Annotated in this window: 22 protein-coding genes; 9 read left to right on the top strand and 13 right to left on the bottom strand. The window is 51.7% G+C overall.

Annotated elements, in window-relative coordinates; all coding sequences use genetic code 11:
• The first annotated feature begins 26 nt into the window (after positions 1-26).
• Together ACYQ8U_RS09935 and ACYQ8U_RS09930 are read left to right on the top strand one after the other, a co-directional pair.
• Complete coding sequence (locus ACYQ8U_RS09935) at positions 27-1,253, top strand: lipoprotein-releasing ABC transporter permease subunit (protein WP_459945383.1); 1,227 nt, start codon at positions 27-29, stop codon at positions 1,251-1,253.
• Positions 1,253-1,936: an ABC transporter ATP-binding protein gene (locus ACYQ8U_RS09930; protein WP_459945382.1), complete on the top strand. Its 684-nt coding sequence runs from the start codon at positions 1,253-1,255 to the stop codon at positions 1,934-1,936. The genes ACYQ8U_RS09935 and ACYQ8U_RS09930 overlap by 1 nt, the downstream gene beginning before the upstream one ends.
• 53 nt (positions 1,937-1,989) lie before the next feature.
• On the opposite strand, the gene ACYQ8U_RS09925 is transcribed toward ACYQ8U_RS09930, so the two are convergent.
• Positions 1,990-2,967: an AsmA family protein gene (locus ACYQ8U_RS09925; RefSeq protein ID WP_459945381.1), complete on the bottom strand. Its 978-nt coding sequence runs from the start codon at positions 2,965-2,967 to the stop codon at positions 1,990-1,992.
• A gap of 337 nt (positions 2,968-3,304) precedes the next feature.
• Between ACYQ8U_RS09925 and ACYQ8U_RS09920 the strand changes: the two genes are divergently transcribed.
• Positions 3,305-4,213: an ADP-ribosylglycohydrolase family protein gene (locus ACYQ8U_RS09920; RefSeq protein ID WP_459945380.1), complete on the top strand. Its 909-nt coding sequence runs from the start codon at positions 3,305-3,307 to the stop codon at positions 4,211-4,213.
• Between the two features lie 434 nt (positions 4,214-4,647).
• On the opposite strand, the gene ACYQ8U_RS09915 is transcribed toward ACYQ8U_RS09920, so the two are convergent.
• From ACYQ8U_RS09915 to hisD, 6 genes are all read right to left on the bottom strand, one after another.
• Positions 4,648-5,430 (bottom strand): MlaA family lipoprotein, encoded by a 783-nt coding sequence (locus tag ACYQ8U_RS09915; RefSeq protein ID WP_459945379.1) that lies wholly within the window; start codon positions 5,428-5,430, stop codon positions 4,648-4,650.
• A 242-nt stretch (positions 5,431-5,672) separates the two neighbouring features.
• Positions 5,673-8,309 (bottom strand): sigma 54-interacting transcriptional regulator, encoded by a 2,637-nt coding sequence (locus ACYQ8U_RS09910; protein ID WP_459945378.1) that lies wholly within the window; start codon positions 8,307-8,309, stop codon positions 5,673-5,675.
• Positions 8,310-8,427: 118 nt separating this feature from the next.
• Complete coding sequence (prs, locus tag ACYQ8U_RS09905) at positions 8,428-9,345, bottom strand: ribose-phosphate diphosphokinase (RefSeq protein WP_459945377.1); 918 nt, start codon at positions 9,343-9,345, stop codon at positions 8,428-8,430.
• Positions 9,346-9,426: 81 nt separating this feature from the next.
• Positions 9,427-10,500 (bottom strand): 3-isopropylmalate dehydrogenase, encoded by a 1,074-nt coding sequence (gene leuB, locus ACYQ8U_RS09900; protein ID WP_459945376.1) that lies wholly within the window; start codon positions 10,498-10,500, stop codon positions 9,427-9,429.
• Between the two features lie 4 nt (positions 10,501-10,504).
• Positions 10,505-11,197, bottom strand: a complete 693-nt coding sequence (rsmG, locus tag ACYQ8U_RS09895; protein ID WP_459945375.1) for a 16S rRNA (guanine(527)-N(7))-methyltransferase RsmG — start codon at positions 11,195-11,197, stop codon at positions 10,505-10,507.
• Positions 11,197-12,504, bottom strand: coding sequence for a histidinol dehydrogenase (gene hisD, locus ACYQ8U_RS09890; RefSeq protein WP_459945515.1), 1,308 nt, complete (start codon positions 12,502-12,504; stop codon positions 11,197-11,199). Before hisD ends, rsmG begins: the two co-directional genes overlap by 1 nt.
• A 368-nt stretch (positions 12,505-12,872) precedes the next feature.
• Here hisD and trpD point away from each other — a divergent pair, with 368 nt between their 5' ends.
• From trpD to ACYQ8U_RS09870, 4 genes are all read left to right on the top strand, one after another.
• The gene (trpD, locus tag ACYQ8U_RS09885) at positions 12,873-13,985 is read left to right on the top strand and encodes an anthranilate phosphoribosyltransferase (protein WP_459945374.1); all 1,113 of its coding nucleotides are present in this window, start codon (positions 12,873-12,875) and stop codon (positions 13,983-13,985) included.
• On the top strand, positions 13,982-14,209 hold the full coding sequence (locus ACYQ8U_RS09880; RefSeq protein ID WP_459945373.1) for a hypothetical protein: 228 nt from the start codon (positions 13,982-13,984) through the stop codon (positions 14,207-14,209). The genes trpD and ACYQ8U_RS09880 overlap by 4 nt, the downstream gene beginning before the upstream one ends.
• The gene (cobT, locus tag ACYQ8U_RS09875; protein WP_459945372.1) at positions 14,206-16,329 is read left to right on the top strand and encodes a nicotinate-nucleotide--dimethylbenzimidazole phosphoribosyltransferase; all 2,124 of its coding nucleotides are present in this window, start codon (positions 14,206-14,208) and stop codon (positions 16,327-16,329) included. The genes ACYQ8U_RS09880 and cobT overlap by 4 nt, the downstream gene beginning before the upstream one ends.
• Positions 16,330-16,565: 236 nt before the next feature.
• Positions 16,566-17,846 carry a citrate synthase gene (locus tag ACYQ8U_RS09870; protein WP_459945371.1) on the top strand — a complete coding sequence of 427 codons (1,281 nt, stop codon included), beginning with the start codon at positions 16,566-16,568 and terminating at the stop codon, positions 17,844-17,846.
• 197 nt (positions 17,847-18,043) lie between these two features.
• Here the strand turns inward: ACYQ8U_RS09870 and ACYQ8U_RS09865 are convergent, their stop codons facing one another.
• The 4 genes from ACYQ8U_RS09865 to ACYQ8U_RS09850 all read right to left on the bottom strand — a co-directional run bounded on the left by ACYQ8U_RS09865 (position 18,044) and on the right by ACYQ8U_RS09850 (position 21,889).
• Complete coding sequence (locus ACYQ8U_RS09865) at positions 18,044-19,195, bottom strand: glycerophosphodiester phosphodiesterase (RefSeq protein ID WP_459945514.1); 1,152 nt, start codon at positions 19,193-19,195, stop codon at positions 18,044-18,046.
• A gap of 339 nt (positions 19,196-19,534) precedes the next feature.
• The gene (locus ACYQ8U_RS09860; RefSeq protein WP_459945370.1) at positions 19,535-20,458 is read right to left on the bottom strand and encodes a hypothetical protein; all 924 of its coding nucleotides are present in this window, start codon (positions 20,456-20,458) and stop codon (positions 19,535-19,537) included.
• Positions 20,459-20,680: 222 nt separating this feature from the next.
• Positions 20,681-21,412: a tyrosine-type recombinase/integrase gene (locus ACYQ8U_RS09855; RefSeq protein ID WP_459945513.1), complete on the bottom strand. Its 732-nt coding sequence runs from the start codon at positions 21,410-21,412 to the stop codon at positions 20,681-20,683.
• Between the two features lie 324 nt (positions 21,413-21,736).
• Positions 21,737-21,889: a hypothetical protein gene (locus ACYQ8U_RS09850; protein WP_459945369.1), complete on the bottom strand. Its 153-nt coding sequence runs from the start codon at positions 21,887-21,889 to the stop codon at positions 21,737-21,739.
• A gap of 87 nt (positions 21,890-21,976) precedes the next feature.
• Here ACYQ8U_RS09850 and ACYQ8U_RS09845 point away from each other — a divergent pair, with 87 nt between their 5' ends.
• On the top strand, positions 21,977-22,597 hold the full coding sequence (locus tag ACYQ8U_RS09845; protein ID WP_459945368.1) for a cell wall hydrolase: 621 nt from the start codon (positions 21,977-21,979) through the stop codon (positions 22,595-22,597).
• Between the two features lie 641 nt (positions 22,598-23,238).
• On the opposite strand, the gene ACYQ8U_RS09840 is transcribed toward ACYQ8U_RS09845, so the two are convergent.
• Positions 23,239-23,895 carry a PEP-CTERM sorting domain-containing protein gene (locus ACYQ8U_RS09840; protein WP_459945367.1) on the bottom strand — a complete coding sequence of 219 codons (657 nt, stop codon included), beginning with the start codon at positions 23,893-23,895 and terminating at the stop codon, positions 23,239-23,241.
• A gap of 598 nt (positions 23,896-24,493) precedes the next feature.
• A complete protein-coding gene (locus ACYQ8U_RS09835; RefSeq protein ID WP_459945366.1) occupies positions 24,494-24,703 on the bottom strand; it encodes a type 1 glutamine amidotransferase family protein in 210 nt (69 codons plus the stop codon).
• 212 nt (positions 24,704-24,915) lie between these two features.
• Here ACYQ8U_RS09835 and ACYQ8U_RS09830 point away from each other — a divergent pair, with 212 nt between their 5' ends.
• Positions 24,916-25,956, top strand: coding sequence for an epoxyqueuosine reductase (locus ACYQ8U_RS09830; RefSeq protein WP_459945365.1), 1,041 nt, complete (start codon positions 24,916-24,918; stop codon positions 25,954-25,956).
• The last annotated feature ends 10 nt before the right edge of the window (positions 25,957-25,966 follow it).

Raw genomic sequence — 25,966 nt, 5'->3', positions numbered from 1 at the left:
CTCCCACGCACGACTCCGGTACTTTTATGTTTGAATGGTTTGTCGGCCTGAGATACCTCAGGGCAAAACATAAGCATGGTTTCATCTCGCTCATCTCCCTGATATCCGTGGCAGGAATCACCGTGGGTGTCATAGCCCTCATTGTCGTGCTCTCCGTCTACTCCGGCTTTACCGAAGGACTGCGTGATCAGATCCTCGGCGTCAATTCCCACATCATTGTGCAGCAGCTCAGTGGCACAATCAACAACCATCAACTGGTACGGGAACAAATCCTCACCGTGAAAGATGTCTCCGGGGCCACCCCCTACCTGTATGCCCAGACCCTGTTGAGCGGCTCCGGCGGCGGCAGTGGGGTTGTCCTGCGCGGCCTGGATCCGACCACCGCCGAGAACGTCGTCGGGCTGTCGAAACAGATGATTGCCGGATCAATCGAGGAACTCGATCAAGAGGAGGCGGTTCGGGTACCGCATATCATCCTCGGCAAACATCTTGCCAAAGAACTCAGGGTCGGTGTCGACGACCGGGTTCGGCTCATCTCACCCTCCGGCCCTCTCACCCCGATGGGCATAATCCCCAAAGTAAAGACCTGTCTCGTCTCGGGTATTTTTGAAACAGGCATGTTTGAATACGATTCGACCCTGGCCTATATGTCGCTCGGCAATGTCCAGGATTTCCTCGGCATCGACGATCTGGCCCACGGCATCGAAGTGGCGGTGGTGAGAAAAGAATTGGGACGAGCCGATCAGATTGCCAAAAAGATCACTGAAAAGCTTGGTCCGGGTTTTATCGCCAAGGATTGGATGGCGATGAACAGCAATTTGTTTGCCGCCTTCAAGCTGGAAAAGATCGGCATGTTCATCGCCATGACCCTGATCATTTTAGTGGCGGCACTCAATATCATCAGTGCCCTGGTTATGGTGGTCATGGAAAAGAGTAAGGATATCGCCATCCTTAAGTCAATGGGCGCCACTTCCCGCTCGATCATGAAAATTTTTTTCCTGCAGGGCCTGGTCATCGCCGTTGCCGGAACGACCATCGGCGTGCTCGGCGGACTGGGTTTATGCGAGCTGCTCTCACGCTATAAATTTATCGAACTGCCGTCCAACGTCTACCCGATGACCACCCTGCCCATTAAGATATTGCCGCTCGATGTGACGATAATCGCCGTCAGCTCGATCGTCATAACCCTGCTGGCAACCCTTTATCCTTCGTGGAAGGCCTCCACGGTCCATCCGGCCGAGGTGCTCTCCTGATGGCCCTGTTCAGTGCGGAAAATATCAGCAAGACCTACGGGGAGGGTGCCACTGCCTTGACCGTCTTGAAGGATGTCTGTCTCTCGGTCGAACCGGGGGAGATGACCGCCATCATCGGCGCCTCCGGATCGGGGAAGACGACCCTCCTGCAGATTCTCGGCACCCTCGACCAGCCCTCCGGCGGCGAACTTTTTTACCAGGGCCGGCCGTTATTGACAAGAAGTGCCAGAGAGCTGGCCGCATTTCGCAATGCCTCGGTCGGTTTCATCTTCCAGTTCCATCATCTGCTGCCCGACTTCACCACCCTGGAAAATGTCATGATGCCGGCCCTGATTGGCGGCCAAAAGAAAAAAGATGTGGTGAAACCGGCCAGGATGCTCCTCGACCGGGTCGAGCTTGGCCATCGCCTGCACCACAAGGTCGGGCAATTGTCCGGCGGCGAACAGCAAAGGGCCGCTCTGGCCAGAGCCCTGATCATGAACCCTGCGCTGCTGCTCGCCGATGAACCGACCGGCAATCTCGACTCCAGGGCCGGAGAGCTCGTTTTCGAACTGCTGCATGATCTGTGTCGGGACCGCCAACTGTCGACAATAATGGTCACCCACAATATCAAACTCGCCGAACGGATGGATCACTGCCTCACCCTGCAGGACGGTATTTTAAGCCGGACGGATACTTTTTAACCCCGGAAAACGGCAAACCATCTGCAAGGGATTTAAACAGCAGGAGCTGCTTTTCAGAGCCTGTTGTCTTCGATCCGCAAAGGGGTAATCCGTACCTTGCCGGTGCCGACCGTAGCTCTTTCTTCTATTTCAGGGATGTCCAGTTCAACCGGCGGTATTTTGACCGCTTCACTGGTGACAGCAGGAGCAGGAACATCGGCTGCAAGGAAAGTAAAAACTTTTCTCGCTGAAAACGGTGGCAGCTGCAACACAAAATCAGATTCCGGACCATCTTGCTCTTCAATAAGCCTGCCGGTTATCTGCCCGGCAAAGGTGTCAATGAAACCAGCGGCCATATCGACCGGCAATGGCCCATGCCCGGGCTTATGGCCAAAAGGTCCGATCGTGCCCTCTGCTGACAGGGATTTTCCGGCAATGGATGCCTTGAACTCCACCGCAACGGGATCATCCAGATTGAAATCATTGACGATAAGCATCAGATCAGCAAACCTGTGCTGGCTTTGCCGGGCACTGTCCAGCCAATGTATCACCCCATCGGTCACAACCAAAAGGCCAATGGTCAACCCCTGCGGAAGAGACCATCCTGCCACGGCCTCATCCGGCTCTGCAGTGGAACCATCGATTGACTGCTTCTGTGAAAAATCCCAGTTTACCTTGCCGTCCGCTCTTGTTTCCAGGTTAACTACGAGGCCGCTGATAATAAAGCGGTTGATGGCCACCTCCTTTTTTAACAGAGGAAGCAGCGCAATCCTTGCTTCAAACGACTCTATTCTTACAAAGCCATCGGAGAGATACCCCTCGGGATTGCCTATCTGCAAATCTGAAAAAGATATGCCCGGTGAGGGAAAAAAATAAAGCGCCAGATGGGATCCGATGGTAACCGGCCTTCCGGTTGCAGCGCTTAATTTCTCCACTATTTCAGGAAGATATCTTTGCACATTGGCGACAAGCGGCAGAACTAAGACAGTGGCGATCATCAATAGCAAAAAGAAGCCGGCGCCAATACCGGCATATTTCATCCATCTTTCCATCCAACAACCCCTAAAAACAAGTGCATTGCACCATTCGCATTACAGAAATCCTGCGTGTTACTTTTACTGTCCGTACAATGCAATATCTGCCCCAGGCTGACGGGTCTTGCCGCCGTACCTTTTTTTTCACACTCCCTCCGTCCCGAAATGCTATCTCACAGAAGAGACGTACTGACCGATATTTTTTGACTTATTCCTGCGCTGTTATAACTTCTTGGAATAACGAACAGCAACAACCAAATGACACACTCCAATCCCAACATCAGCTATAGGCTATTGAAATGATATAAAGTCAGCTGATTACGTCAAGCAACCTATATTTCAGGAGGTATTACTCATGCAGGAACATGCTCGATCCATGGTGCTCGCCTCTTTTGCCGCGGATTCTCTCGCTCTGGGCGCACACTGGATTTATGACACAGCAAAAATAGACCAGCAGTTCGGCAGGATAACCGATCTGCTTGCCCCGGTTAAAGGTACCTATCACCCCGCAAAAAACCTCGGCGATTTTACCCACTACGGTGACCAGGGTTTTCATCTGCTCGAACACCTTGTGGCCCATGGCGGACGTTTTGATGTCAACGAGTACAGCCGGGACTGGCAATCTTTCATGATGGAATATCAAGGGTATAAGGACAAGGCGACCAAAGAGACCTTGAAAAACCTGGAGGACGGCAAAGGACCGGAGACATGCGGCTCACAGTCGACTGATCTCGGTGGCCCGGCCAGGATCGCCCCGCTTATCTATTGTTACCGGGACAATCTGAACGAACTGCTTGCCGCGGTTACCGCGCAGACTGCGTTTACCCATTCCGGGCCCGGGGTTATCGATGGCGCCTTGTTTCTCGCGAGGAGCTGCTACTCGATTCTCCACGGCGCCGGCCCGCGTCAGGCCTTCGAAGAGGCACTGGACAACAACATGGCCAGTCTCGATCTTGATCTTCGTCTGCGCAAATGTCTCGAAGCAGCAGACCTTGACACCCGCCGGCAGGTAAAGGAATTTGGCCAGATGTGCTCGATGAACGCCGCACTTCCCGGAGCTGTCTACACCGTGCTTAAAAATGAAGATTCACTTGAGGAGGCCCTCATTGAAACGGTCATGGCCGGTGGTGATTCGGCAGCGCGTGGCATGGTGGTGGGTATGCTTCTCGGCGCCTACCATGGCAGGGATAAAATTCCTTCAAGATGGCTTAATAAACTCAACAGATACCAAGAGATACAGACTGCTTTAGACAAACTGCCATAAAATGAAACGCGCAGGAGAAAGACAAGAGCTGCTTCGACAAGTGAATTACATAAAGCGATTCCCAATTACATTTCAGAAACACCAGAAACATTTATGCAACGGGTGCAGGTGATACTGTACCGGGCTGTCTGTTTTTTTACATAAGCCCTCGAAACAACAGGCAAATAAAAGAACAACCCAGCCCCATGAATGGCATGATGTTTGCTGTGTGTTAATTGTTCCCACAGGGACATCCACAAGCCCCCCCAATCAGGCAGAAGATACGCAGTTTGTATCTTCTGCCTGATTTTTTTTGGCCGTTGCACTTTTCTAGACTAACCCCGGTAAACGGAAAATAAGCCGGGATAAGTGCCTTGGGGGTTACTTTAAGTTCTTAATTTCAAATGCGTCTCCAGTTTTCTTCTTATTTAAAGCAGGCCTTCTGGAGTAAGGCACTAATGATGGGCAATTATCGCCTGTCGATATTCATAATAGGCCTGACGGGAAGCGACATAGGGATCAATGGCATACCGTTTTAAATCGTCGTAGGCCGTTGGGTTCAGTGACAGACTGTTTACCCGGTTCGTTGTGAAATACGACGTATTGATGGTGGAATTATCAAGGACATAGGGTACCGGATGAGAATAAAGATCGGCAGCCAGGCCAAACGTATCTCGCACATTTGAAGGCCCGAAGACCGGCCAGCAGAAATATATCCCTTCACCAAGACCCCATTTCCCAAGGGTCTGACCAAAGTCGGCACGCCTCCGTTTAATGCCAAACTCTTCATCCGCTATATCGGCAAAACCGTAGACACCGAGGGTGCTGTTAATAAGAAATCGTTCAAGAACGACGCCCGACTTCTTCAGGTCACCCTGCAGAAGAGAGTTGAGCAACCTGACCGGCATGGACAGATTCAAGAAAAAGTTACCAAAGGCCTGTCGTAACTCAAGGGGCAGAAGCCACATATAGCCATTTGTTACCGGCTTGAGAACCCATTCATACAAAACATCGTTAAACTCGAAGAAAGCTCGGTTCATCGGCTCCAGCGGATCCCTGATGACAAGAGGGGGGTGGCCATCGAGATAGTCTTCATCCAGAGAATCTATTTCAGTCACATCCTCGTCGAGCAGATCAGGATAGGCACTCTGAGCAATGCCCGTGCCTGTGCCGGCGAAAAAGGATAACAAAATAAATACAGCAAAAAAGACAACGTATCGACCGTTTTTTAGTATCATAATAACACTGTAATTTAAGATTGACTGGGACTTGCACACCATCTACTTCAGAAAGTGTTCTAACGTTTTTGCTTTATCCGTCCGATGTTATTCCTGGGATCCTCCTGGGATCCTGTCCCTAACGATGAAAAGATTGTCGCAAGTTAACTGTAAATAGTCAACCGGTTTTCTTGTTCCTCATTTATATTTCGCTCAATACCAAGGTGGCATAAGGTTTTTTCTATGATGTACCGGAAAAATTGTCAGACGATGACGGTAAAAAGACCAGCCAAAATAACAAGAAAGCTAAAAGGAAGAACCAGGGATTTTGAGGTTACCGTATCTCCGGCCATTGCCCGGTCAATCACCCGGTAGGTCGCATAGAGCGATGCCAGTAAACCACCGAGAACCGTGAAAATCTGCAGGACATAGGTTGAATCAGCGCTGATCAGGCGAATGTTTTCATAGCTGTAGTGCCACCCGAACAGCTCCTGCAGATTGGGCACAATCCGCCCCGCGCCCCTGACAAAAACATCGAGATGAAACGCCATAAAGCCACCAAGGATCAAAGGGATACACCCATAGCCGAACAACGGCAGGAGGAGATTTTTATCCATTTTTGCATAGAGGGACTGGACGATGACCATAAGATAGTAGCCTGCCTGGAAGACCAGAATCCACACAAAAAAGAGAAAGCTCCCGACAACAGAGTTCGGCAGAAGGAGCCCGATGTTCGACAGAACGGCTGTCAGCCAGTCGACCAATCGAAAAAATTCGTTTTGCAGTGCAAAGGGAAAAAAGATTGCCCCCATGGCGACGATCAGAAAACTGTCCGCCCGCCGTGGGGTCTCCAGGGCCCATAACTCTTGCGGAGCCAGTCGCAGATTCAATTGGATCGAACTGTTTTCACAGTTTTTTATGCATTTTGCACACATGATGCAATCCCTGTTATTATCAACCAGGTACGGATGTCTGAACATCGGGCATCCGGAAATGTCGGCATCGCCGGTGAAACAGGCATGGGTCTGACACCGGTTCAGACAGACATGCCGGTTCGATCGTAACTCGACCACCGACGGCATGGCGAAAATCGCATTCACCGCCCCGAGAGGACAGAGATATCGGCACCAGCTTCGTCTGGAAAAAAAAACACTGAACAGGATCGAGCTGCAGGTGATGACCAGAACAATGCCTCCGGTCAGATAGGGATTATTGTAGGCATCCCAGACTATCTCAAGCCAGAAGACCAGAATGCACAGCACGGCCATGATCCAGCCGGAATAATCCTTGATGAACAGAGGGGTATTGCGGGTCGGTTTGATAATATTCTGCAACAAGGTTCCCGGCACGGCGAACGAACAGACGCTGCACCACGTTCTTGCCAGGAAAAAGAACGAAAAAAACAGCAGCGGCCAGCCGATATACCAACCGAGGGTAAGGCCAAGGTTTGACTCCGGGTTCGAGGGTCCGAAAAAGAGAAACATGACCGTGAGCAGAAAGACACAACCAATTATCATCTGCGGCACGCGTGGAAAAATCCGACTCGTCAGAAATGTACGCACCCAGCCAAGCCGCAGTATATTATACTCCCACTTGCCTTCCGTTTTCGGCAGACCGAGCAGAATCTGTTCGGCAAGTATCTCATCTTTCTTGGCCAGCATAACCGCACGACGGATAACATTCGACAGCTCGGTCAGATTCCCCGGCCAATCATAGTTCATCAATATCCCCAGGGTTTCCGGACTTACCTTATGAATATTCTTACCATATTCCTTACTGTGACGTCCGAGATAATGCGAGACGAGCCTGGGCAGATCATCCTTATGACTGCGCAACGGCGGGACGTAGAAGTGCTGCCCGGTAAACAGGGCGAGCAGTTCGGGCAGCAATTTCCCGGTGCTTTGCAGATGTTCGATAGAAAAAGTGCTGATAAAAGTGATTCTCGACTGCATGGCCAGTCGTCGTGCACTGTCAATGTGCGTATAGGTACTGCTTTCAATGACCTTTATGAGTTTTTCCTGCAGCTCTTTCGGCATCAGGTGGATATGGGTGAACACGACGGTTCCCCCCGAGGTCTGTTCAAAAAAACCGGCCTGACCGGCCTGGGCAAAGGGAAAGACACTCTGTTCCGTGCCAAAGAGCTTGCGCAGAAGCCGTATCGGCTCGAACTCGCGCAGGTCGATTTCCCGGTACTGCCCGCCGCCACGGTGGCTTTGCCGATGAATCTGCCAGGCAATAATCGATTTTCCGGTGCCCGCTTCCCCGGTTAAGATAAAAGGTGCACTGTTGCCGGCAAACCGATCGATTACCGCCTGGGTCCGTCTGGTAGTTTTTGATGCACGGATATCATCCTTATTCTGTTTGGCCAGGCGTCGCAGTTGAATAGCCGACAAGGATTTGTCCTTGAACAAAATCACATCATCGGCGGCGGATTTTTCTTCAGGCCGGCAATCATTGCCAATATTATCCATCTGATCGACAAAGGCGACCCGCAGCCTCTCGGCCAGCGCCGCATCGAGCTGCCTGTGAATTCTCCCATTGGAGAGAATGACGGTCTTGAAAAATCTTTTATCAAAACAGATAACCACCAGATCGCACAGGGCCCGCACCGAAAGGGAACGGGGTTTACCGGTAAGAATACCGGTCTCGCCAAAATGGCCGCCGGCCCCTATCCTGCCGACAACGCGGGATACCCGGTCGTCGCGCTGGAGAACCAGCTCCGCCTCGCCATTGGCAATAACAAAAAAGACCTCACTGGCATCTCCCTGCCGGTAGATATACTCGCCCTCGGCAAAAATCTGCACCCGGGCCACTTCGGCAAAGGCCGCGACATCCGCCGGCATGGCGTTACTGAAGAGAAGGGATTTCTGAAGATTCTGGGCTATTATTTCTCTTTTCATGCGACCGTCGCGGGGAAATATCGTACTTTAAAAATAGAAACAGTCTTGCAGAACTAACGGGTGATGCTTGGACAATTTTTTCATGAGGTAGGGAAAGAGCCGTATTGTTGTTTTTCTGTCAGATTTTCAGTTGCTGTTCGATCACTTCCGCCAGCAGCGGTGCCACGGAATAGACATCGAGCAGGTCATCACTGGTTCGCCCCGGGTAGGTATCCGAGCCGATGACCCTGGAGATCAGCCCGCCGCGAAATTTTTCCATGGAATTCCCAGCCATGACGAGATGTGTTGCATGGGCCACCACGTCTTTTGCTCCCGCCTCAAGGCATCTGGCAGCCGTCTGCAGAATGGAGCCGCCGGTACGGATCATATCATCACAGATGATCGCCGTCTTGCCCCTGACCACGCTGGAAACCTGGCTGACAATGGTTTTGTCGGTATCGTAGCGGTCCTTGTCCGCCGCGGTATGCGGACAATTCAGCAAACTCGCCAACCGGGCCACCCTTTTGGAAAACCCATAATCGGGGGAAACCAGCACATAATCGGTCAGGCCGCTCTTGTTGATCTTGTCGACGACCAGATCGTCCGTCCAGATATGTTTTGTCCGGACCTCTCCGGCATGCGCATGCAGAACTGCTTCGGAATGCAGATCGACAAAGGCGACAAAATTGGGCCGTGCCCGAAATATCTGCCTGGTACGGGTGATGCCCTTGGGAATTTCGAGGGAATTTGGTTTCGCTCTCTCCATGGTCGAGTAGCCGAGAAAAGGAATAATAACGTTAATGGAGGCGGCGTTCCAGTATCTCCCGCCGGAAATCAGGTCGATCAATTCCTGATGGGAGCTGTCATCGTGGGTCACGCCGAGGATGATCAGATCCTTGCCGTCGACGGATTCTGGAAAGGCATGGTAGCTCTCCCCATCAGCGAAATACTTCCGCTCCATTTCAGTAAACGGCAGCCACAGTCGTTCCGCCAGCTTATATCCCAAGTCACTGGAGGCATGGTTGGTAACCAGAAGGACATTATCCTTTTTGCTCATCTGTCTTCCCTGAACACCGGAACGACAGGAGCAGCGCGAAGCAGCTGCTCCCATCCCGGTGCTGTCAATTGTGCTTCATTGTTATAATGCCCTGACGATCGCATCACCCATAGCGGCGGTAGTGACCGCCTTTGTTTTGTCGGGTGTCAGATCGGCGGTGAGAATCCCCTGTTCCAGCGTTGCGGCAACCGCCTTGTCAATGGCCGTCGCTGCCTCATCAAGGCCGAAACTGTAGCGCAGCATCATCGCCGCGGAGAGAATCTCGGCAATGGGATTGGCGATGCCCTGCCCGGCGATATCCGGTGCCGACCCGCCCGCCGGCTCATACATACCGAACCTGTCACTGTTGAGTGAAGCGGAGGCCAGCAGCCCCATGGAACCGGTGAGCATGGCGGCTTCATCGGAGATGATGTCGCCGAACATATTGCCGCAGAGCATGACGTCAAACTGGTGCGGGTCGCGGACCAGCTGCATGGTGGCGTTGTCGACATAGATATGATTGAGCTCGACGTCCGGATAGTCTCCACTCACTTCAATGACCACTTCACGCCAGAGGACCATGGTCGTCAGCACGTTGGCCTTATCGACGGAGGTCACCTTGTTTCGTCTGAGACGCGCCGCGTCAAAGGCCATTCGGGCGATGCGCTCGATCTCGGAGCGTTTATACGCCATGGTGTCAAAGGCCCGTTCGTCTGCCCCACTCCCTTCCCGGCCCTTCGGGGTACCGAAATAAATGCCGGAGGTCAGCTCGCGCACACAGAGGATGTCAAATCCCGTACCGATAATATCCGCTCGCAGGGGACAGGCTGCGGTCAGGGATGGAAATACCTTGGCCGGTCGGAAATTGCAGAACAGATCGAAATGCTTCCTGAGCGGGAGCAGCGCCGCACGCTCCGGCTGCTTCTCCGGAGGCAGACTCTCCCACTTCGGCCCGCCGACGGAACCAAAGAGGATGGCATCGCTCTTTTCACAGAGTTCCAGGGTGGATGCGGGCAAGGCCTCGCCATGGTTGTCGATGGCTATCCCGCCGACATCGCCATACTCGTAGGAGAGGGCAAAGGAAAATTTCTTCTGCGCCACATCAAGGACCTTGATTGCCTCTCTCATCACCTCGGGACCAATACCATCCCCGGTCAGCACTGCAATTTTTTTCATTCTTTCACCTTATATTTTTTTCATTATGTTCATTATGTTCATGCACTGTGAAAATCACAATTCGACGTTCCGCCCCCGAAAAAGGCAGCGCACACTCTACTACACGGTCCAGACGAAAGGAAGAACGATTGACAATCTCCGCTGCCGCTGTAATTTCCTCCTGCCACCGCGGTCCTTTCATCCAGACGAGCTGCGGGCTCGACGGGGCAAATCGCTCGACCATCTGCAGAAGAGGGCCGATCTCGGTCACCGCCCTGGCGGTTATGTGGCTGAACGCCGTGGCGGACGGCAGCTGGATTTCATCTTCCACCCGACAGGAGAGAATCCGTACCTCGGTCAAGCCAAGCGTTCTGACTATATGCCCGAGGAAACTTACCCTTTTTTCGCGCGGTTCGACAAGGGTCACGGCCAGCTCCGGGCAGGCCGCCTTGCAGACCAGGGCCGGAAAACCGGCCCCGGTGCCGATGTCAAGGAGATGGCTCCCGGCAGTACCAATGAGCGGCAGCAGCGTCAAGGAATCAAGGAAATGGTTTTCGACGATCTGTTCATCGCCGGCCGATTTGGCAATCAGGTTGATCTTTCTGCTCCATTTTTTCAGCTCGGCAAAATATACGGCCAGCCTATCGACGCTCGCCGGAGAAATTTCCAGCCCCAGCAGGTGCAGTCCCGTCTCCAGCCGCTGCCTGAAATCAAACATTATTTGCCGAGCCGTACGGCAACGGAAGCGGCATGGGCGGTCAAGCCCTCAAGCCTGGCCAGGCGCATGATATGCTCCCCGTCGACGGCCAGCGCTCCCGCCGAATAACTGATGATCGAGCTCTTTTTCAGAAAAGTCTCCACCCCCAGGGCCGAGGCAAATCGCGCCGTGCCCATGGTCGGCAGGACATGATTTGGTCCGGCAAAATAGTCCCCCGCCGCCTCCGGGGTATTGTTGCCGAGAAAGATGGCCCCGGCATGACGGATATGGGGAACCTGCGCCCAGGGATCGGCAATCATCAGCTCAAGATGCTCGATGGCGATGCTGTTGGCCACCTCGATGGCCGCCTCGACATCGGCAGCAATAAGAATCACGCCCCGGTCGCCAAGAGCGGTTCGGGCAATTTCCTGCCGGGAAAGAAGCGGCAATTGTCGATCAAGTTCTGCCAGTACTTCGGCGGCAAGAGGTTCATGGGTGGTGACAAGAATGGCCAGGGCCAGGGGATCATGTTCCGCCTGGGCAAGCATATCCGCAGCGACACTGGCCGCCCGGGCCGTCTCGTCGGCGACAATCAGCACCTCGGACGGGCCGGCGATCATGTCAATGCGCACCATGCCGGAGACCTGTCTTTTCGCCTCGGTAACATACTGATTGCCCGGTCCGACAATGACGTCTACTTTGGGGATAGTCTCGGTACCGTAGGCCAGGGCGGCAATCGCCCAGGCAGAACCCGCCTTATATATCTCAGTAATGCCGATTTCCTGGGCGGCAACGAGCAGATGCGGGCTGACCGAGCCATCCTCGCCGGGGGGGGTGACCATGACCCGCTGGGGAACCCCGGCAATCCCGGCCGGAATACCGTTCATCAGCACCGAGGAGACCAGCGGGGTACTGCCGCCCTTGCCTCCCGGCACATACAGTCCGGCCGAGTCGACGGGACGAACCAGTCGCCCGACAATTGTGCCATCTTCCCTGGTCTGCAGCCAGGAATCTTCCATTTCCCGTTCGTGAAAACCCTGGATCCGCTCGATGGCCCGGCCGAGGCTGTCAAGAAAATCGTCATCGACCAGTTCATAGGCCTGCTGCAATTCGCTGCTGCTTACCTGCAATTGCCGGGCGGTGAGATTCGGCGCGTCAAATTGCCGGCTATAGCCGACCACCGCCGCATCTTTGTTGTTCTTGACTGCCTCGATTATTTCTGTCACCGACTGCTGACAGGAACTGTCGGCCGCCTGGAAACGATCTAGCAGACCATGGAGAATATTTTCGCCTTCCGGACTGGCCATGGCAACCGGTGAAATCAACATATTTTTTCCTTTATTCATGAAGCCACTGAAGTAGACCTGCACGACGGCCTCCTGGCCTCCGCTTGTCATTTAGTACAACTCGCCCAACACGCCCGCCCCACTCCCGCACCAAGTGCAAAAGGGATTGCACTATACGCTATTTCTCGTCAATTATAAAGTAACAGTACAGGAAATTGTCACGGTGTACAAAAATCCATCCGGCCGCCACTTTTTGCCCTTTGGCCATGCACAGGTGCACTGCCGCACAGAACTGACCCGCCATCTTCGCCGAGGAGGGTGTCGGAGATATTGCTTTCTTTTTTCGAGCAAGGTATAAAGCTGATGTGCAGGTGCACCTTGAAATCACTCGAAATATTGCGGAGATGGTCATGGACATGAAAAGGAACAAAAAACTTGGACAAATAATCACCCGGCTAATCGGCAAGGAAAATCTCTCCCAGGAAGAGTCCCATGCGGCCTTTTGCCTGGTGCTCGGCAACGAGGTTTCCGAAATGCAGCAGGGCGCCTTTCTCGCCGCCCTTACCGCCAAAGGCGAAACCGCGGCCGAGGTCGCCGGCGGCTGGCGGGCGGTGTACGAGCTCGATACGCGAAAAGTTGACCTGGCCGACCTGGCCATCGTCGACAACTGCGGCACCGGCATGGACAGCTTCAAGACCTTTAATATCAGTACTGCTGCCTCGCTGGTCGCGGCGGCTGGAGGAGTGACCATTGCCCGCCATGGCGCTCGAGCCATCAGCTCGAGCTGCGGCACGGTCGATATGGTCGAATGTCTCGGGGTCGATGTGGAATGTTGCGTTAAAACGGTTGAAAAAAGTATCCGCCAGGCAGGCATCGGCTTGTTTAACGGCATGAGTCCGGAAGTCCACCCCATGGCGCTTGGGCGTATCCTGTCGCAGATCTGTTTTGGTTCCCCGCTGAATATTGCCGCCTCCCTTGCCCATCCCGCCCTGCCGAAGGTTGCCCTGCGGGGTGTCTATTCGCCGTCTCTGCTTCGCCCGGTGGCCGAAGTCATGCAGGCAATCGGCTATACCGATGCCCTTGTCGTCTACGGCGGCATCTCCGGCAGCGAGCAGGGTATGGATGAGGGCTCCGTCTGCGGCATGACTTCCGGGGTCCATCTGCACAGCGGCATGCTCACCGACCTCGCCTTCCACCCCGAGGACTGCGGCCTGAAAACCCATCCACCGCAACTGCTCGCCGCGGATCAGAGCAAAAAAACCGCCGCCGTTAAAATGCACCAACTGCTAAGCGGCAAGGGCGATGCGGCACGGATGGATGCGGTCATTTTGAACAGCGGCTTGGTCTTTTATGTGCAGAATGCGGTTGCGACAATCGCCGAAGGGGTCGACAAGGCCAGGGATATTCTTCGGTCCGGACAGGCGCTGTCCACGCTGAAGCGCTGGGTTGAAGTCCAGAACAGCGATCCCACCGGCGGCCTGGTCAGACTGGCCGAGCTGCACAGGGCGGGAGCGTTGCTATGACCGAGCTGCTTATAATCAAGGCCGGCGAAAGCTATTTCCGCTGCAGGGAAGACAATTTTGAACCCTGCGACCTGAGCAAGGCCAGCGTATTTCCGCTGGAGCAGGCCGACAAGGCGAGACACCTCTGCAAAAAACTGCAGGAAACCGGTGTGGTCGGCGCGGAACTCAGAAAACTCTCCATCATTGAAGAATGCTACGAACCTCTGCGCAATAAAAAGATATGAAATTAGCCCTGACCCAGTGTGAAGTATTGGAATACACTGCACAAGACAACCCGCCCGCGTTGCCAGATGGCTATTTCACCCTGGCGGTCAGCTGCTGCGCGGTCTGCCGCACCGATGCCAAGATGTGGCGTGGCGGCCATCGCGACCTTCACCTGCCAAGGGTGCTCGGCCATGAAATTGCCGGCTATGACCTGGACAACGGCCAGCTCTATACCGTCTGGCCGGGACAGACCTGCGGCCTGTGCCGCTATTGTCTGACCGGCCGGGAAAACCTCTGTGAAGAGATGCGCATTATCGGCTTTCATGCGGATGGCGGCTTTGCCCACACGGTGATCGTCCCCAAAGACAGTCTGGTTGCCGTAAACGAGGACCTGGAGCCGTCTCTTCTGACCTTTGCCGAACCGGTGGCCTGTGTGCTCAACGGCCTTTCGTCCCTGAACATCACCGAAAATCAGCGGGTCATTCTCTACGGCGGCGGGGTGGTCGGCATGATCGCCGCCCTCGTTTTCCGGGAGCACAACTGCCCGGTCACGGTTGTTGAACGGAGTCAGGAAAAGATAGACCGCTTGCGCCCCTTCTGCAAAAAAAACACTATTACCCTGTGCAAGGATACCGTAGCCGCCGATTTTGATATGGCCATAAACTGCTGTGACAGCCATATCGCCTTCAGTCTCTGTATCACCAAGCTTCGCAAAGGCGGACAGCTGGTATTTTTCAGCGGCCTGAAAAAAAACGAGGAGATAGACACCAACCTGCTCAATCTGATCCACTACAAGGAACTGGAAATCCATGGTGCCTACGGCCCGAGAAGAGAACATATGGTCCAGGCCGTCCCCTTTTGTGCACGGCAGCAGGATAATCTGGCGCTGCTCGTTGAAAAAATCATCGGGCCCACAGAGGTCGAAGCCGTGCTGCCGCATATCCTCGCCGGAAATGCTCTGAAATATATTGTCGATTTCAGCACAGCGGCAAAGCTGCCGCTGCCATCTCCTGCACCGGCCATTGGCGGAAGAGCAAGGCTCAACAGCCATGGTAAAAGCGGAGACAAAGACCGGCTGTCGCCATACATTACCGCGCTCATCGCCGGGATCAAGCCTGTCTCGGAGGATTTTACAAGCCAGGCCCAGAAAAAAGTCGACCTGAAGACCAAGCCACTCGGTGCCCTGGGAAGCATAGAAAAGCTCGCCGTGCAAATAAGCGCCATCCAGCAAAACCTCCATCCGGCAATTTCCTGCAAACGAATGTTTGTCTTCGCCGGTGACCACGGGGTGGTCGAGGAAGGCGTTTCGGCTTTTCCGGCCAAGGTGACCGTGCAGATGGTGGAAAACTTCCTCGATGGCGGTGCGGCGATCAATGCCTTTTGCCGCCACTATGACATCGATCTGGCTATAATCGACATGGGCGTGAACGGCGATTTCAGCGATCACCCACTGCTGATAAAGCGCAAGATAGCCCGGGGAACCCGGAATTTTGCCGTGCAAAGAGCAATGAGCCCGGCTGATGCACTTAAAGCCATCGAGGCCGGGGCAGAGATATTTCTCGAAAAACACGCCCAGCAGCCCTGCGATCTCGTCGGCATGGGTGAAATGGGCATCGGCAACAGCAGCAGCGCCACGGCGATTATCTGCGGCGCTTCCGGGCTTCCTGTATCAAAAATCGCCGGCCGCGGCACCGGAGTTGACGATCGAGGCCTTGAGCGCAAGCGGGAAGTGCTCGAAAAGGCCCTCACACTGCACCAGCCGAGCAAAACCGACGCCCTGGAACTCCTGTCCATGGTCGGCGGTTACGAACTCGGCGGCATTTGCGGCGCGGTCCTGGCCGCCGCCTCGACAGGCTGCTGTGTGGTCCTCGACGGCATTATTTCCACCGCCGCCGGTCTTCTCGCCTATCTGCTCTGTCCGGAAATCAAGGACTATCTTGTCGCGGGGCACAGATCAGTGGAAACAGGACAGCAGTCTGCCCTGTCCATCATCGGCCTTACCCCGGTTATCGACCTGGATATGCGACTTGGCGAAGGAACCGGGGCGGCGATAACCATGAATCTCGTTGACCTCTCCTGCCGCATGATGCGGGAAATGGCCTCTTTTGAGGATGCTGGGGTGGATAATAGCTCTCAGTGAGAGATACCTCGACAAGCCATTCTTGATGCCCAAACGGACATTGCAAAAACGACCTGCTCCCCCTAACCAACATATACCGACTTATTTGTCTGTCTGATACAATTGCCAGGTTTACAAAGAGGTTCTGGTAGGTTACAAAATACAGTGTCGCCTTTTTTTCCGGCAGGATATTACAATTCAAAAATTACGCCTCTGGTTCCAGCGTCACCAGAGCATCATAGCACAAAGGAGATATTTTGGACGAATTTGCAACTCTCACTTATAACGGAAAAGAAATAATGCTCCCGGTGATTACCGGGAGCGAAGGGGAAAAAGCCATAGATATTTCCAGTCTGAGGGCCGAGACCGGATTTATCACCCTCGACCCCGGTTATGCCAACACCGGCAGTTGCCTGAGCGCCATTACCTTCATGGATGGAGAAAAAGGCATTCTTCGCTATCGTGGTATCCCCGTGGAACAGCTGGCCGAACACTCCTCCTTCAAGGAGACCGTCTACCTGCTCATCAACGGCAGGCTGCCCAACAGGGATGAACTGACCCGATTTTCGGTGATGCTCAATGACAACAGCCTGGTCCATACCGATTTAAAAACCTTTTTTCAGAATTATCCCAGGGGAGCCCATCCCATGGGCATCCTGTCCTCGATGGTCAACGCCCTGAGAAGCTTTTATCCGGCACTTGATAGTCATGAAGAAGAGATCAACATTACCATGACCCGGCTCCTCTCCAAAGTGCGGACCATGGCGGCCATGTCTTATAAAATTTCCAGGGGTCATGAAATTGTTTTTCCACGCCCGGATCTGACCTATTGTGAAAATTTTCTGAACATGATGTTTGACTCGCCGGTGAAACCCTACGAGATCAAACGGGAAACAGTCAATGCTCTGCGGGGGTTCTGGATCCTCCATGCCGACCACGAGCAGAACTGTTCGACCTCCGCAGTCCGCATGGTCGGCAGCGCCCGGGTCAACCTTTATGCCGCTATTTCTTCGGGTATTGCCGCACTTTGGGGACCACTGCACGGAGGAGCCAACCAGGCGGTCATTGAAATGCTTACGGCTATCCAAAACGACGGCGGTAATTGCCAGAAAACCGTCCAGCGCGCCAAAGACAGAAACGATCCCTTCCGGCTCATGGGATTCGGCCACAGGGTGTATAAGACCTATGATCCACGGGCCAAGATTATGAAAAAGATGTGTGATGACCTGCTCGAATCAATGCAAATTGATGATCCTCTCCTGGATATCGCCAGAGAGCTTGAGGAAATTGCCTTGAGAGACCAGTATTTTATCGATCACCACCTCTACCCCAATGTAGATTTTTACAGCGGCATTGTTCTACGAGCCATTGGTATCCCGACGAATATGTTCACGGTGATGTTTGCCCTCGGCCGGCTGCCTGGATGGATCGCCCAGTGGAAGGAAAGCATCGATGACCCCCATTGGAAAATCTCTCGACCACGCCAAATCTATACGGGCAACCTGTGTTATGATTATGTTCCGATACACGCCCGTTAGCTGCCGATGAGCTCCTGCTCATAAAGATTGGGGGCTTCTTTTATAACCGGTGTGATGGCAAGCATCGGATGTCGCAAGCTCTCGCCTCGCAATTTATGGTTTTTTGCGAGGCACGACTGAAAGAGCAGAGCAGCTCCATGTGATTGAAAAAGAAATGACGACAGGACGCTGAAAAGGCAAGCAATGTATTGGGAACCTTAGCGCCTTGTCTCTTTAAGGTACCTGGCCCGCGCATCTAAAGCGGTGTCGGGGAATTCGCTGAACACGCCGTCGATGCCCAAACGAAAGAACTGCAGGTACTCGCGCTGAGGGTCTCCTTCATAGTTGTGGGCCAGGTGGCGCTTCTCGTTCCGGAAAGTGAAAGCGTGAACGAACAGTCCCAATTTATGTGCGTCGGCGATCAGCGAGGTGGAATCCTGAGAGTCGGCATCCATCAAATTGGTCTTCCCGTCACCGTTGATATCTTTCACCTGGCCGTCCGCATCGAGTTGGCCTTTCACTGGCACGATGTACGGTTTCCATGGACCGACCCCATCAGCGTAGGTTCTGATTTCGGCAAGCCCGACGGGCGTCACCATGTCGCTGAATAGTCGTTGGTCGCCTGCTTTCTCCCAGTCGTAGGGGCGGTGGTAGGGAGCAGCATAGGTGAGATCACCCGTCTTAAGGTCGTAGCCGTCGGCGTCGATGAGTTGCACCATGCGCACGTTTAACCCTTTGGCTCGCATCTCCTTCAGACTGCTCGGCTCGAAGCTCTGCACGAAGACGGGTGCAGATCTGCTGTTCCAGTTTGCGGATTGAATGGCGGCGATGAGCTTGTCCTCAAGCGGCAGACCGAGGTCGCGATGATACGAGGGGTTCTTTGTCTCGGAGTACACGGCAATAGAGCGCCCGAGCCTGGTGCTCTCCGCCTTGACCAGGTCGATTACCTCCTGCAGGGTGACCATCCGGAGCTTTCCGTTGTACTGTTGCGGACGCTCAGGGTCTGTGGTCACGACTCCCAAGGTCTTGATTTCGGCGAGGGTGAAATCATGGGCGAACCAGCCGGTCTGTGTCTCACCATCCACCTTCCAGTCCTCGCGCTTACGGCTTGCGAATTCCGGGTGACCGGCAACATCCGTGTTCATGGCCAGATTGGGGTAGTGGCTGGCGATCAGTATGCCGTCCTTGGTGGAGATCAGATCGGGTTCGATGACATCGGCGCCGAGCTCGATCGCTCTCTGGTAGGCCTCCAGGGTGTGCTCGGGTAAGTAGCCGGAGGCGCCGCGATGAGCGATCACCAGGGGTTGTTGGCCGTCGAGCGTTTGCAGCGGCAGGGGACCAATACTGCCGCAGGCTGCAGCAAACAACATGAAGCAGACCAGCGCCACCGGAAAGCATGACCAGCCCGCGCTGTGGATTTTCAGCTTGGTGAACCGCTCGGCCCGAGCATCAAAAACCTTCACAAACTTGTTCATGATCATCTCTCTTAGTTTTTTATTTGGCCTCAATCAGATTATTACCTCAACCCCATTCAAAGTTGATTTCGGCATGATGGTTTCCTTAAAAGCTACTTTTCGGCGTTGAAAAGTTGCCTTCTAAGAGAAAAACACACAACTTTATGTGTTTCATGATTGTGAAATCAATTCTTTATCCCCATTTGGCACCATTTGGTGTTTGGCATTTGTGGGCATTTGGAATTTGGAAGGGAATCAAATTATTTCCGATAGGTCCCCCTGTCGGCGCATTCCTGTCGTCTCTTCGATAGCACCGGATAGCTTTTCACGCAACTGAATGTCGGCGCCCATCCTGTTGGAGTACATGATAGTTCTGATATGTCTTACATCAAACAACAGGTCTTCAGGACTCTGTGCGAGTACGATCCACTTCTTCTTCCAGGCATCTGCCAGTCCAGCCTCATAGTAGACATTAGGATTTTTATCCGTGAAATCAACAATCACCAGATCAGCGCCGCTGATCTGTTCTTTTACATCCTCAATGACCGGTCGAGAGATAAGTATCTCGTCGGCGCGGATACAGTCGAAGCCATGCTCCTCAACAACCTCACTTATAACTTTGTGTACGAAGTTTAGTTCAGATTTGAATGGCATCACCACAAAACACACAGGTTTCGACGCGGCGAAGATCGGATGTGCATAGCGAGCGCTGGAGCGCCAGGATCTGAACCCCCACTGCCCAAGCTGATAAGTATCATCGTATACAGCGAGCTGGCGCACATCGTTCTCGTACAACGTAATTCTGTTTCCATTGCACTCAACGCGAAGCCTGTAGGTGTGGGTATTCTTGATGGATGAGCGCCTTCCTGTTTGCGCGAGCAGTTGCCAGACCGGACCAGGAAGAACCTTCCCGATGAAGAACTTGGTATCGAACGCGCCAAGCCCAGCGTAATAGTAGCCTTCATAACCGGAGTACCGAAACACAATTGCGTGTTCCTTGCCTTCATCCCCTCGGCCGGTTTTAGAGCCTTTCAGCGGTGTGATGTTTACCTGTATCGAGCCGTTCTTGAACTGGTCCGAGAACACGAGCACCTGCTCAGGGGCAGTTTCTGCTAAGGGGGACTCGAAACCATCGTCGCCTATGTCTTTCCATTCGTCCTGTAGCGCTGAGTACTTCATCCCAATCTCCCGCACTATAGGTTGCTTGCCCTCTAACAAGGTACTAGCTGGACGGACTCCACCTAGCTAATACACGCAGTAGTAGTGTTAACAATAATAGCAAAATACATGCCCGATTTGATGCTTTTGTCATATGGCACAAAAATGTTCAAAAATCCAGTGGACTTTTTGCCTCTTTCACGGTTTTTCCAGGTGTGCAGTGGGTATAAATCATCGTCGTTCTCACATCGGTGTGGTCCAGTATTGTTTGAATCGTTCATATGTCGTAATTGGCCTGTAAAAGGTGTGTGGTGAAACTGTACCGAAAAGTATGCGATTTGACGAGCTTAGTGAGTTTTGCACCGTTACGGCTTTTTTCAACGCCTCCTGAACCTGCGATACATGCAGATGATATCGTCTATGCTCTTTTGTGCCAGGTATGGGAGTCAACCCCTTTTGCGGGAAAAACCATTGCCGGATAAAATCCTTGGCAGCAGCCGGATACTTTTTTTCGAGTGAGTCGACAAGAAATACTCCTGCGAAACCTGCCGCCAGGTCTTTGTCATGGAGTTCGCTCACCACCTCCAATTGGGTTTTCAATTTAGGGATGAGCCTCTGAGGGAGAGGAACGGTTCGATCTTTGTCGCCTTTGCCGTGCATCGTCAGTATTCCGTCTTCAAAATTGAAATTTTGCACTCGAAGGCTGATACACTCGAAAAAACGAAGAACGCAGCCATAAAGCAGGCTGATAACGTGTGACTGAGTACATTGTTGAGGGGTTTGTTTCTTGGACTTCAGCTTTCCAATGAACAAACGTACCTGGTCTGATCTGGTCTCGGGAGGTGGATACTTTCTGCAAAAATCGAGAAAGTAGCCAAGCCGCTTTCTGTAATGGACGTGAAAGGATTCTTGAACTGCTCGTTGTTGTAAGACTTCATTGAACGGGGCTAAAACATTTTCTGGAATCGCCAGCATGTTTTTCAATATTTTGCCATCAGGGATTAAGTTTTTTATGGCTAGTTCCGCCCTTTACCGCTATCATTTCCGGTTATGGCTATGCAGATTTAACTCATTATTTTTATCAAGCTCAGATTTTGAATATCGGATAAAAAAGTTATTTCGTATATCCCTAACTCTTTGATTTTACGTTGTTCAAATATTTATGGGTAAAGGACAGGGCTAGTTATCAACTACTATTGTCATTTTCTAACCCTTGTCCGATTGCATGTCAATCAAAAATAATCCATATTACTCTTTGAAATATCATAGAAAAAACAGCAATTCCCGCTCAATTTGCCTTCAAGGACGATCATCTTTTTCAATTGTCGGTGAAGGTGCGGTCCGGGGAATGGGGTTGGTGTGATGGCGTTTTTCATCCAGCAACTCTTCGTGGAAAATCGCGACGTGCACCTCAGATAACAACAGAAGCCTGATGAGCGTGTTGTCAAACACCCCGCTCCGCGTTCTGCACGAAGGCCGTCTGACGTATAATCTCGGGCGTCAGGCCATGTTTGTTTAACTCATCAAGGAGGGTTGATTATGCGCCGGATATGCATTGCCACGTGCCTTGCGGCAATTATTCTCGTGGGCCAAGCGATCGCCGCTGACCAGGCACAGATTGCGGAAACTGCTGAGATCAAGGCGGAGGTATTGGAGGAAAACGCAGCGGCCGAGGGCGGAAAGTCGCGGCCGTCTCCATCCGAGATCATCACCAAGCCTGAAGCGCAGGCGGTCGATCCGGCCGGCGAAGAGCTCCTGGACGACGCGATCACTTGTCTTTCACGCACCATCTACTGGGAAACCAGGGGCGAGGGGGCGAGCGGTATGGAAGCAATAGCCAATGTTGTTATGAACCGGTTAGGTCATGAGGGCTTTCCAAACACGATTTGTGAAGTTGTCATGCAAGGCCGCGAGCAGGGTGCCTGCCAGTTCTCGTGGTGGTGCGATGGCCGTTCGGATGACGCAGAGGAGGAAAAATCCTACGCGATCGCCAAGGAAATAGCTCGAAAGGCTCTCAACCGGCAGCTGAAGGACCGAACCGGCGGCGCTCTGTATTTTCACCAGCGAAAAGTAACCCCCAGTTGGTCCAAGGAATACAGCAAGACGGTCGAGGTCGGCGAACATATCTTCTACAAGCCTCACGGCGGCGAGGCAAAATAGCATTCTGCATTTTGCCTGACTTCGGATACGTTCAATAAAACCACGGAGACCTTGCCAGCAGGCTGTCATAAAACAGTTAATCCATGGGAAAGGTTTGGTTGATGCCCAATATCGACGTTTTGGTTTCAAAATGGGTTGAGGCAAAGCAACCGTCAATAACGCCAAACCAAGCACTTGCGTCAACGTGGAGAACTACAGTGGCGCTGTTGCAACCAGTTCATTGGCGGCACTGGTGATACATGTCGGAACCAAGGTCAAGATACCTGCCATGAAGTTTGGATTGTGCTACCTAAAGATAACCTGAAAACATCTTCTATCTGATTTTCACTCCATCGGTTAAGATCTAGTGGAAATATCTTGACTTTAGGCCAAGAGAATTTGTTCCGTATATTGTTGTGGTATCTTACGATCAGCCTAACACTTTCACTAAAGTGCCCTGCAGACATAATCTGGAAAAATATCGGCTCGAAAAGGGTTGATTGTTACTTTATCCGGAAGGCAGATTTGAAAGTAGTATCGAGCAAACGATTTTTGCAGAAATAGAGCAATTATCTTGGTGGTAATCTGGAAATCTCTTATTCGGACAAAAAAAAGGCAGAGCCATTTCTGACCTTGCCTTAGTATTTCGGATTAGAGGAATGTTACTTTTTCTTCTTTCTAAGTCTAGCACCAGCAAGACCAACCAAGCCTGTACCAAAAAGAAGCATGATGGCTGGTTCGGGAACAGGAACAGGAGAATTGCCCAAGATAGTTACATGCGAAATCGCCCCTCGGCTGGCCCAGAAATTCACCATAACCAGATCCTCAATACCATCCCAAGCTGTTCCTATATCAAAAACGTAGAAAGCTGGAGTGTGATTACCGTCCTTCACATATAGGAATTTATTTGTGCTGTCAATGTTTTCGCCTGTAGGTCCATCGAACATAATTGTAGCATCCTTTGGATCCGATTCACTGTTAAAATAATAGGTTGTGTAATAAGGATCATAAGATAACGCATCAGACCCTGTCCCTTCTCCACCATCTACATCATCTTTATATAGTTCAGCCAACTCTGAGACTCCAACTATAGCTGCAATTTCTGCAGCGGATAAATTGCTGTTGTCTGTTCCTGTCCAATAGTTATCGTATAACGTCCAACCATCAGTACTTAGCTTAAGTGCATCAATTGTCAAAGCCTGAGCTTGTCCACCAACTAATACAAACACAAAAGATAGTATAATTTTAATCATCCTTGTTCCCTCTTTTGAGATTTCAGCAAACTTTCCTTTTGTCTCATCAAGCAATATTTGTGCCATTTAGAAGCTGTAGCACTTTGCTTATCATTCCTTACAGATAACCAAAATATATCTGTTCCCTGAAAAGGATCGATGTATTTTTTCCAGTTTTCTGGACAATAATTTCGGAAAATTCCGGAAAAAAGTGATATTAATTAGAAATTTTGATTTCGAAGCTTCATATATTTTTTAAAAGCATATATTCGTACCAAAGAGTATCCCAGATGTTTCCAGATTCTCGTTCGTACACCCTCCTCTAGGAAACATGATAGGTGTCGAGGTTGACACGACAAAAGTGTCAGGCAGTGTGCAATATACTAAAAGGCCGAAATGGAACCGGAACAGATCAAGCCCTTGTCACGCGTAAGGATTCTGTCAGTTTTCAATAGGACCTTTGGATAACGGCGTTTAAAAAGTTTTGAGCAGAACCAGTGTGTAGTTCCCTACCATCCAGCAACCCGGTTTCTGCAAGAATAAAACTCCCCCGTACAGATACTTGCAATCTTGACTCCATCATCATACCTGGCGACGATCCAATCCAGCAACGGCGCGGCAGTACTAGGATTAAGCTCAGCGCTGGGAAGAAATGGTGGAACAACAACGTCAGTTGGCTGGGAATCTAAAACGCACCTTCCGGCATAATCTGAAAGTCGCCACTTACTTTGACGGCCTTTCCATCCTGACTGAGAATCCGTGTCGTAAAGAGAGGTTCTGACCATGCCCCTGTGTCTGTTGCGTGCCAGTGGTTAGCGATAGTGAAGCCGTCAATCAGTCCTGAAATCTCAGAGAATTGACAACCTGCATCGACGACAAAGGTGATGTTTACCATAAATCATCCAGAGGTGTTACATTTTCGATTGATTACCGAAAATGTCGTTAATGGCTCGTTTTTTGTCATTTATGCCACTTTTACAAACTCCTGACAAATGATAATTTTAAAAAGTGGCTCTCATTCAAACCCTCACGGTTTTGTTCTTTGAACTCCTGCAGGCAGGTGAGGTAATGAATTAGACATTAAAAAATGAAAAGTGGTGATGGATTATGGACAAAAGCGAATTGACCAAGAAACTAAAAATGAAAGCGTTAGAGTTGGGATTTTCTAAAGTCGGCATCACTACCACGGATGCATTTGCCGATCATGCGCTGGAGCTGAGCACCCGTCCTGACTATGCCCCCTGGGTTAACAAGCCCGAAACGGGTCGCTTGATTGACGGATGCTGCCCAAAAGAATTCTATCCGGAGAGCAAATCCATCATATGTTCAACCTATGGCTTTGGTGATATGCTGTATCCTGAAGAGCTGACGCCATATGTTGGACGAACCTATTTAAGCCGATCATACTCTCCGTTGGAGGGGTCTTCCTGCGGCATTCGTGAGAATGCTTTCAAAGAATATATTAAATCGCTGGGTATCTCCCTGTATGAGGGAAATGTCGAACTTCCCAAGCGCATGGCTTGTGCGAGGGCCGGGATCACGACATTTGGAAAGAACAATTTTGCCTATACCAAGGAAAATGGCTCCTTTATCATTCTATACACATTCTTGGTGGATGCAGAGTTGGAATACGACAAACCAACGATAACCTGTGACTGTCCACCAAAATGCCAGGAATGCATGAAGGCGTGTCCCACCCAGGCAATCAAAGAGGAAAGACGGTTGCTTCCGATGAACTGCGTGTTGATGAATAACATCCTTGGCTCCCCCAACTCTGCATTACATGAAAAACTCGGGACAAGAATACATGGTTGTGATGAGTGTCAACTTGCCTGCCCGCGCAACAAAAAAGTCATTGAGAAGATGTCAAAAAAAGACTGGTTCCTTGAAGAGCTGAAGAAAGATTTCGATTTAGAAAAAATTCTGCTCCTCGACGATGCCTATTACGAGGATGTCATTCGCCCGATTATGTACAACTACATCCAAGATATGGATATATTTCGTCGAAACGCGGCGATTGCATTAGGCAACACAGGAGATCCATCTCATATTCCAGCACTTAAAATGGCCATGGGAAACAAGAATTCATTGGTTGTCGACGCCGCTCAGGGGGCTATCGACAAATTGGAGAAAAAGATCCTCGCCTGACCAAAAATTC

Source organism: Desulfocastanea catecholica (assembly GCF_054657295.1).
This window is presented reverse-complemented; position numbering and strand designations above follow the sequence as displayed.

Excerpts from the sequence above, each read along its gene's own strand:
- trpD (WP_459945374.1), top strand. The coding sequence starts at position 12,873 with ATGGACATGAAAAGGAACAAAAAACTTGGACAAATAATCACCCGGCTA.
- ACYQ8U_RS09880 (WP_459945373.1), top strand. The coding sequence starts at position 13,982 with ATGACCGAGCTGCTTATAATCAAGGCCGGCGAAAGCTATTTCCGCTGC.
- ACYQ8U_RS09925 (WP_459945381.1), bottom strand. The coding sequence starts at position 2,967 with ATGGAAAGATGGATGAAATATGCCGGTATTGGCGCCGGCTTCTTTTTG.
- leuB (WP_459945376.1), bottom strand. The coding sequence starts at position 10,500 with ATGAAAAAAATTGCAGTGCTGACCGGGGATGGTATTGGTCCCGAGGTG.
- ACYQ8U_RS09855 (WP_459945513.1), bottom strand. The coding sequence starts at position 21,412 with ATGCTGGCGATTCCAGAAAATGTTTTAGCCCCGTTCAATGAAGTCTTA.
- cobT (WP_459945372.1), top strand. The coding sequence starts at position 14,206 with ATGAAATTAGCCCTGACCCAGTGTGAAGTATTGGAATACACTGCACAA.
- prs (WP_459945377.1), bottom strand. The coding sequence starts at position 9,345 with ATGAGCAAAAAGGATAATGTCCTTCTGGTTACCAACCATGCCTCCAGT.
- ACYQ8U_RS09835 (WP_459945366.1), bottom strand. The coding sequence starts at position 24,703 with ATGGTAAACATCACCTTTGTCGTCGATGCAGGTTGTCAATTCTCTGAG.
- ACYQ8U_RS09915 (WP_459945379.1), bottom strand. The coding sequence starts at position 5,430 with ATGATACTAAAAAACGGTCGATACGTTGTCTTTTTTGCTGTATTTATT.
- ACYQ8U_RS09920 (WP_459945380.1), top strand. The coding sequence starts at position 3,305 with ATGCAGGAACATGCTCGATCCATGGTGCTCGCCTCTTTTGCCGCGGAT.
- ACYQ8U_RS09910 (WP_459945378.1), bottom strand. The coding sequence starts at position 8,309 with ATGAAAAGAGAAATAATAGCCCAGAATCTTCAGAAATCCCTTCTCTTC.
- ACYQ8U_RS09930 (WP_459945382.1), top strand. The coding sequence starts at position 1,253 with ATGGCCCTGTTCAGTGCGGAAAATATCAGCAAGACCTACGGGGAGGGT.
- ACYQ8U_RS09830 (WP_459945365.1), top strand. The coding sequence starts at position 24,916 with ATGGACAAAAGCGAATTGACCAAGAAACTAAAAATGAAAGCGTTAGAG.
- rsmG (WP_459945375.1), bottom strand. The coding sequence starts at position 11,197 with ATGTTTGATTTCAGGCAGCGGCTGGAGACGGGACTGCACCTGCTGGGG.
- hisD (WP_459945515.1), bottom strand. The coding sequence starts at position 12,504 with ATGTTGATTTCACCGGTTGCCATGGCCAGTCCGGAAGGCGAAAATATT.
- ACYQ8U_RS09860 (WP_459945370.1), bottom strand. The coding sequence starts at position 20,458 with ATGAAGTACTCAGCGCTACAGGACGAATGGAAAGACATAGGCGACGAT.
- ACYQ8U_RS09935 (WP_459945383.1), top strand. The coding sequence starts at position 27 with ATGTTTGAATGGTTTGTCGGCCTGAGATACCTCAGGGCAAAACATAAG.
- ACYQ8U_RS09865 (WP_459945514.1), bottom strand. The coding sequence starts at position 19,195 with ATGTTGTTTGCTGCAGCCTGCGGCAGTATTGGTCCCCTGCCGCTGCAA.
- ACYQ8U_RS09845 (WP_459945368.1), top strand. The coding sequence starts at position 21,977 with ATGCGCCGGATATGCATTGCCACGTGCCTTGCGGCAATTATTCTCGTG.
- ACYQ8U_RS09840 (WP_459945367.1), bottom strand. The coding sequence starts at position 23,895 with ATGGCACAAATATTGCTTGATGAGACAAAAGGAAAGTTTGCTGAAATC.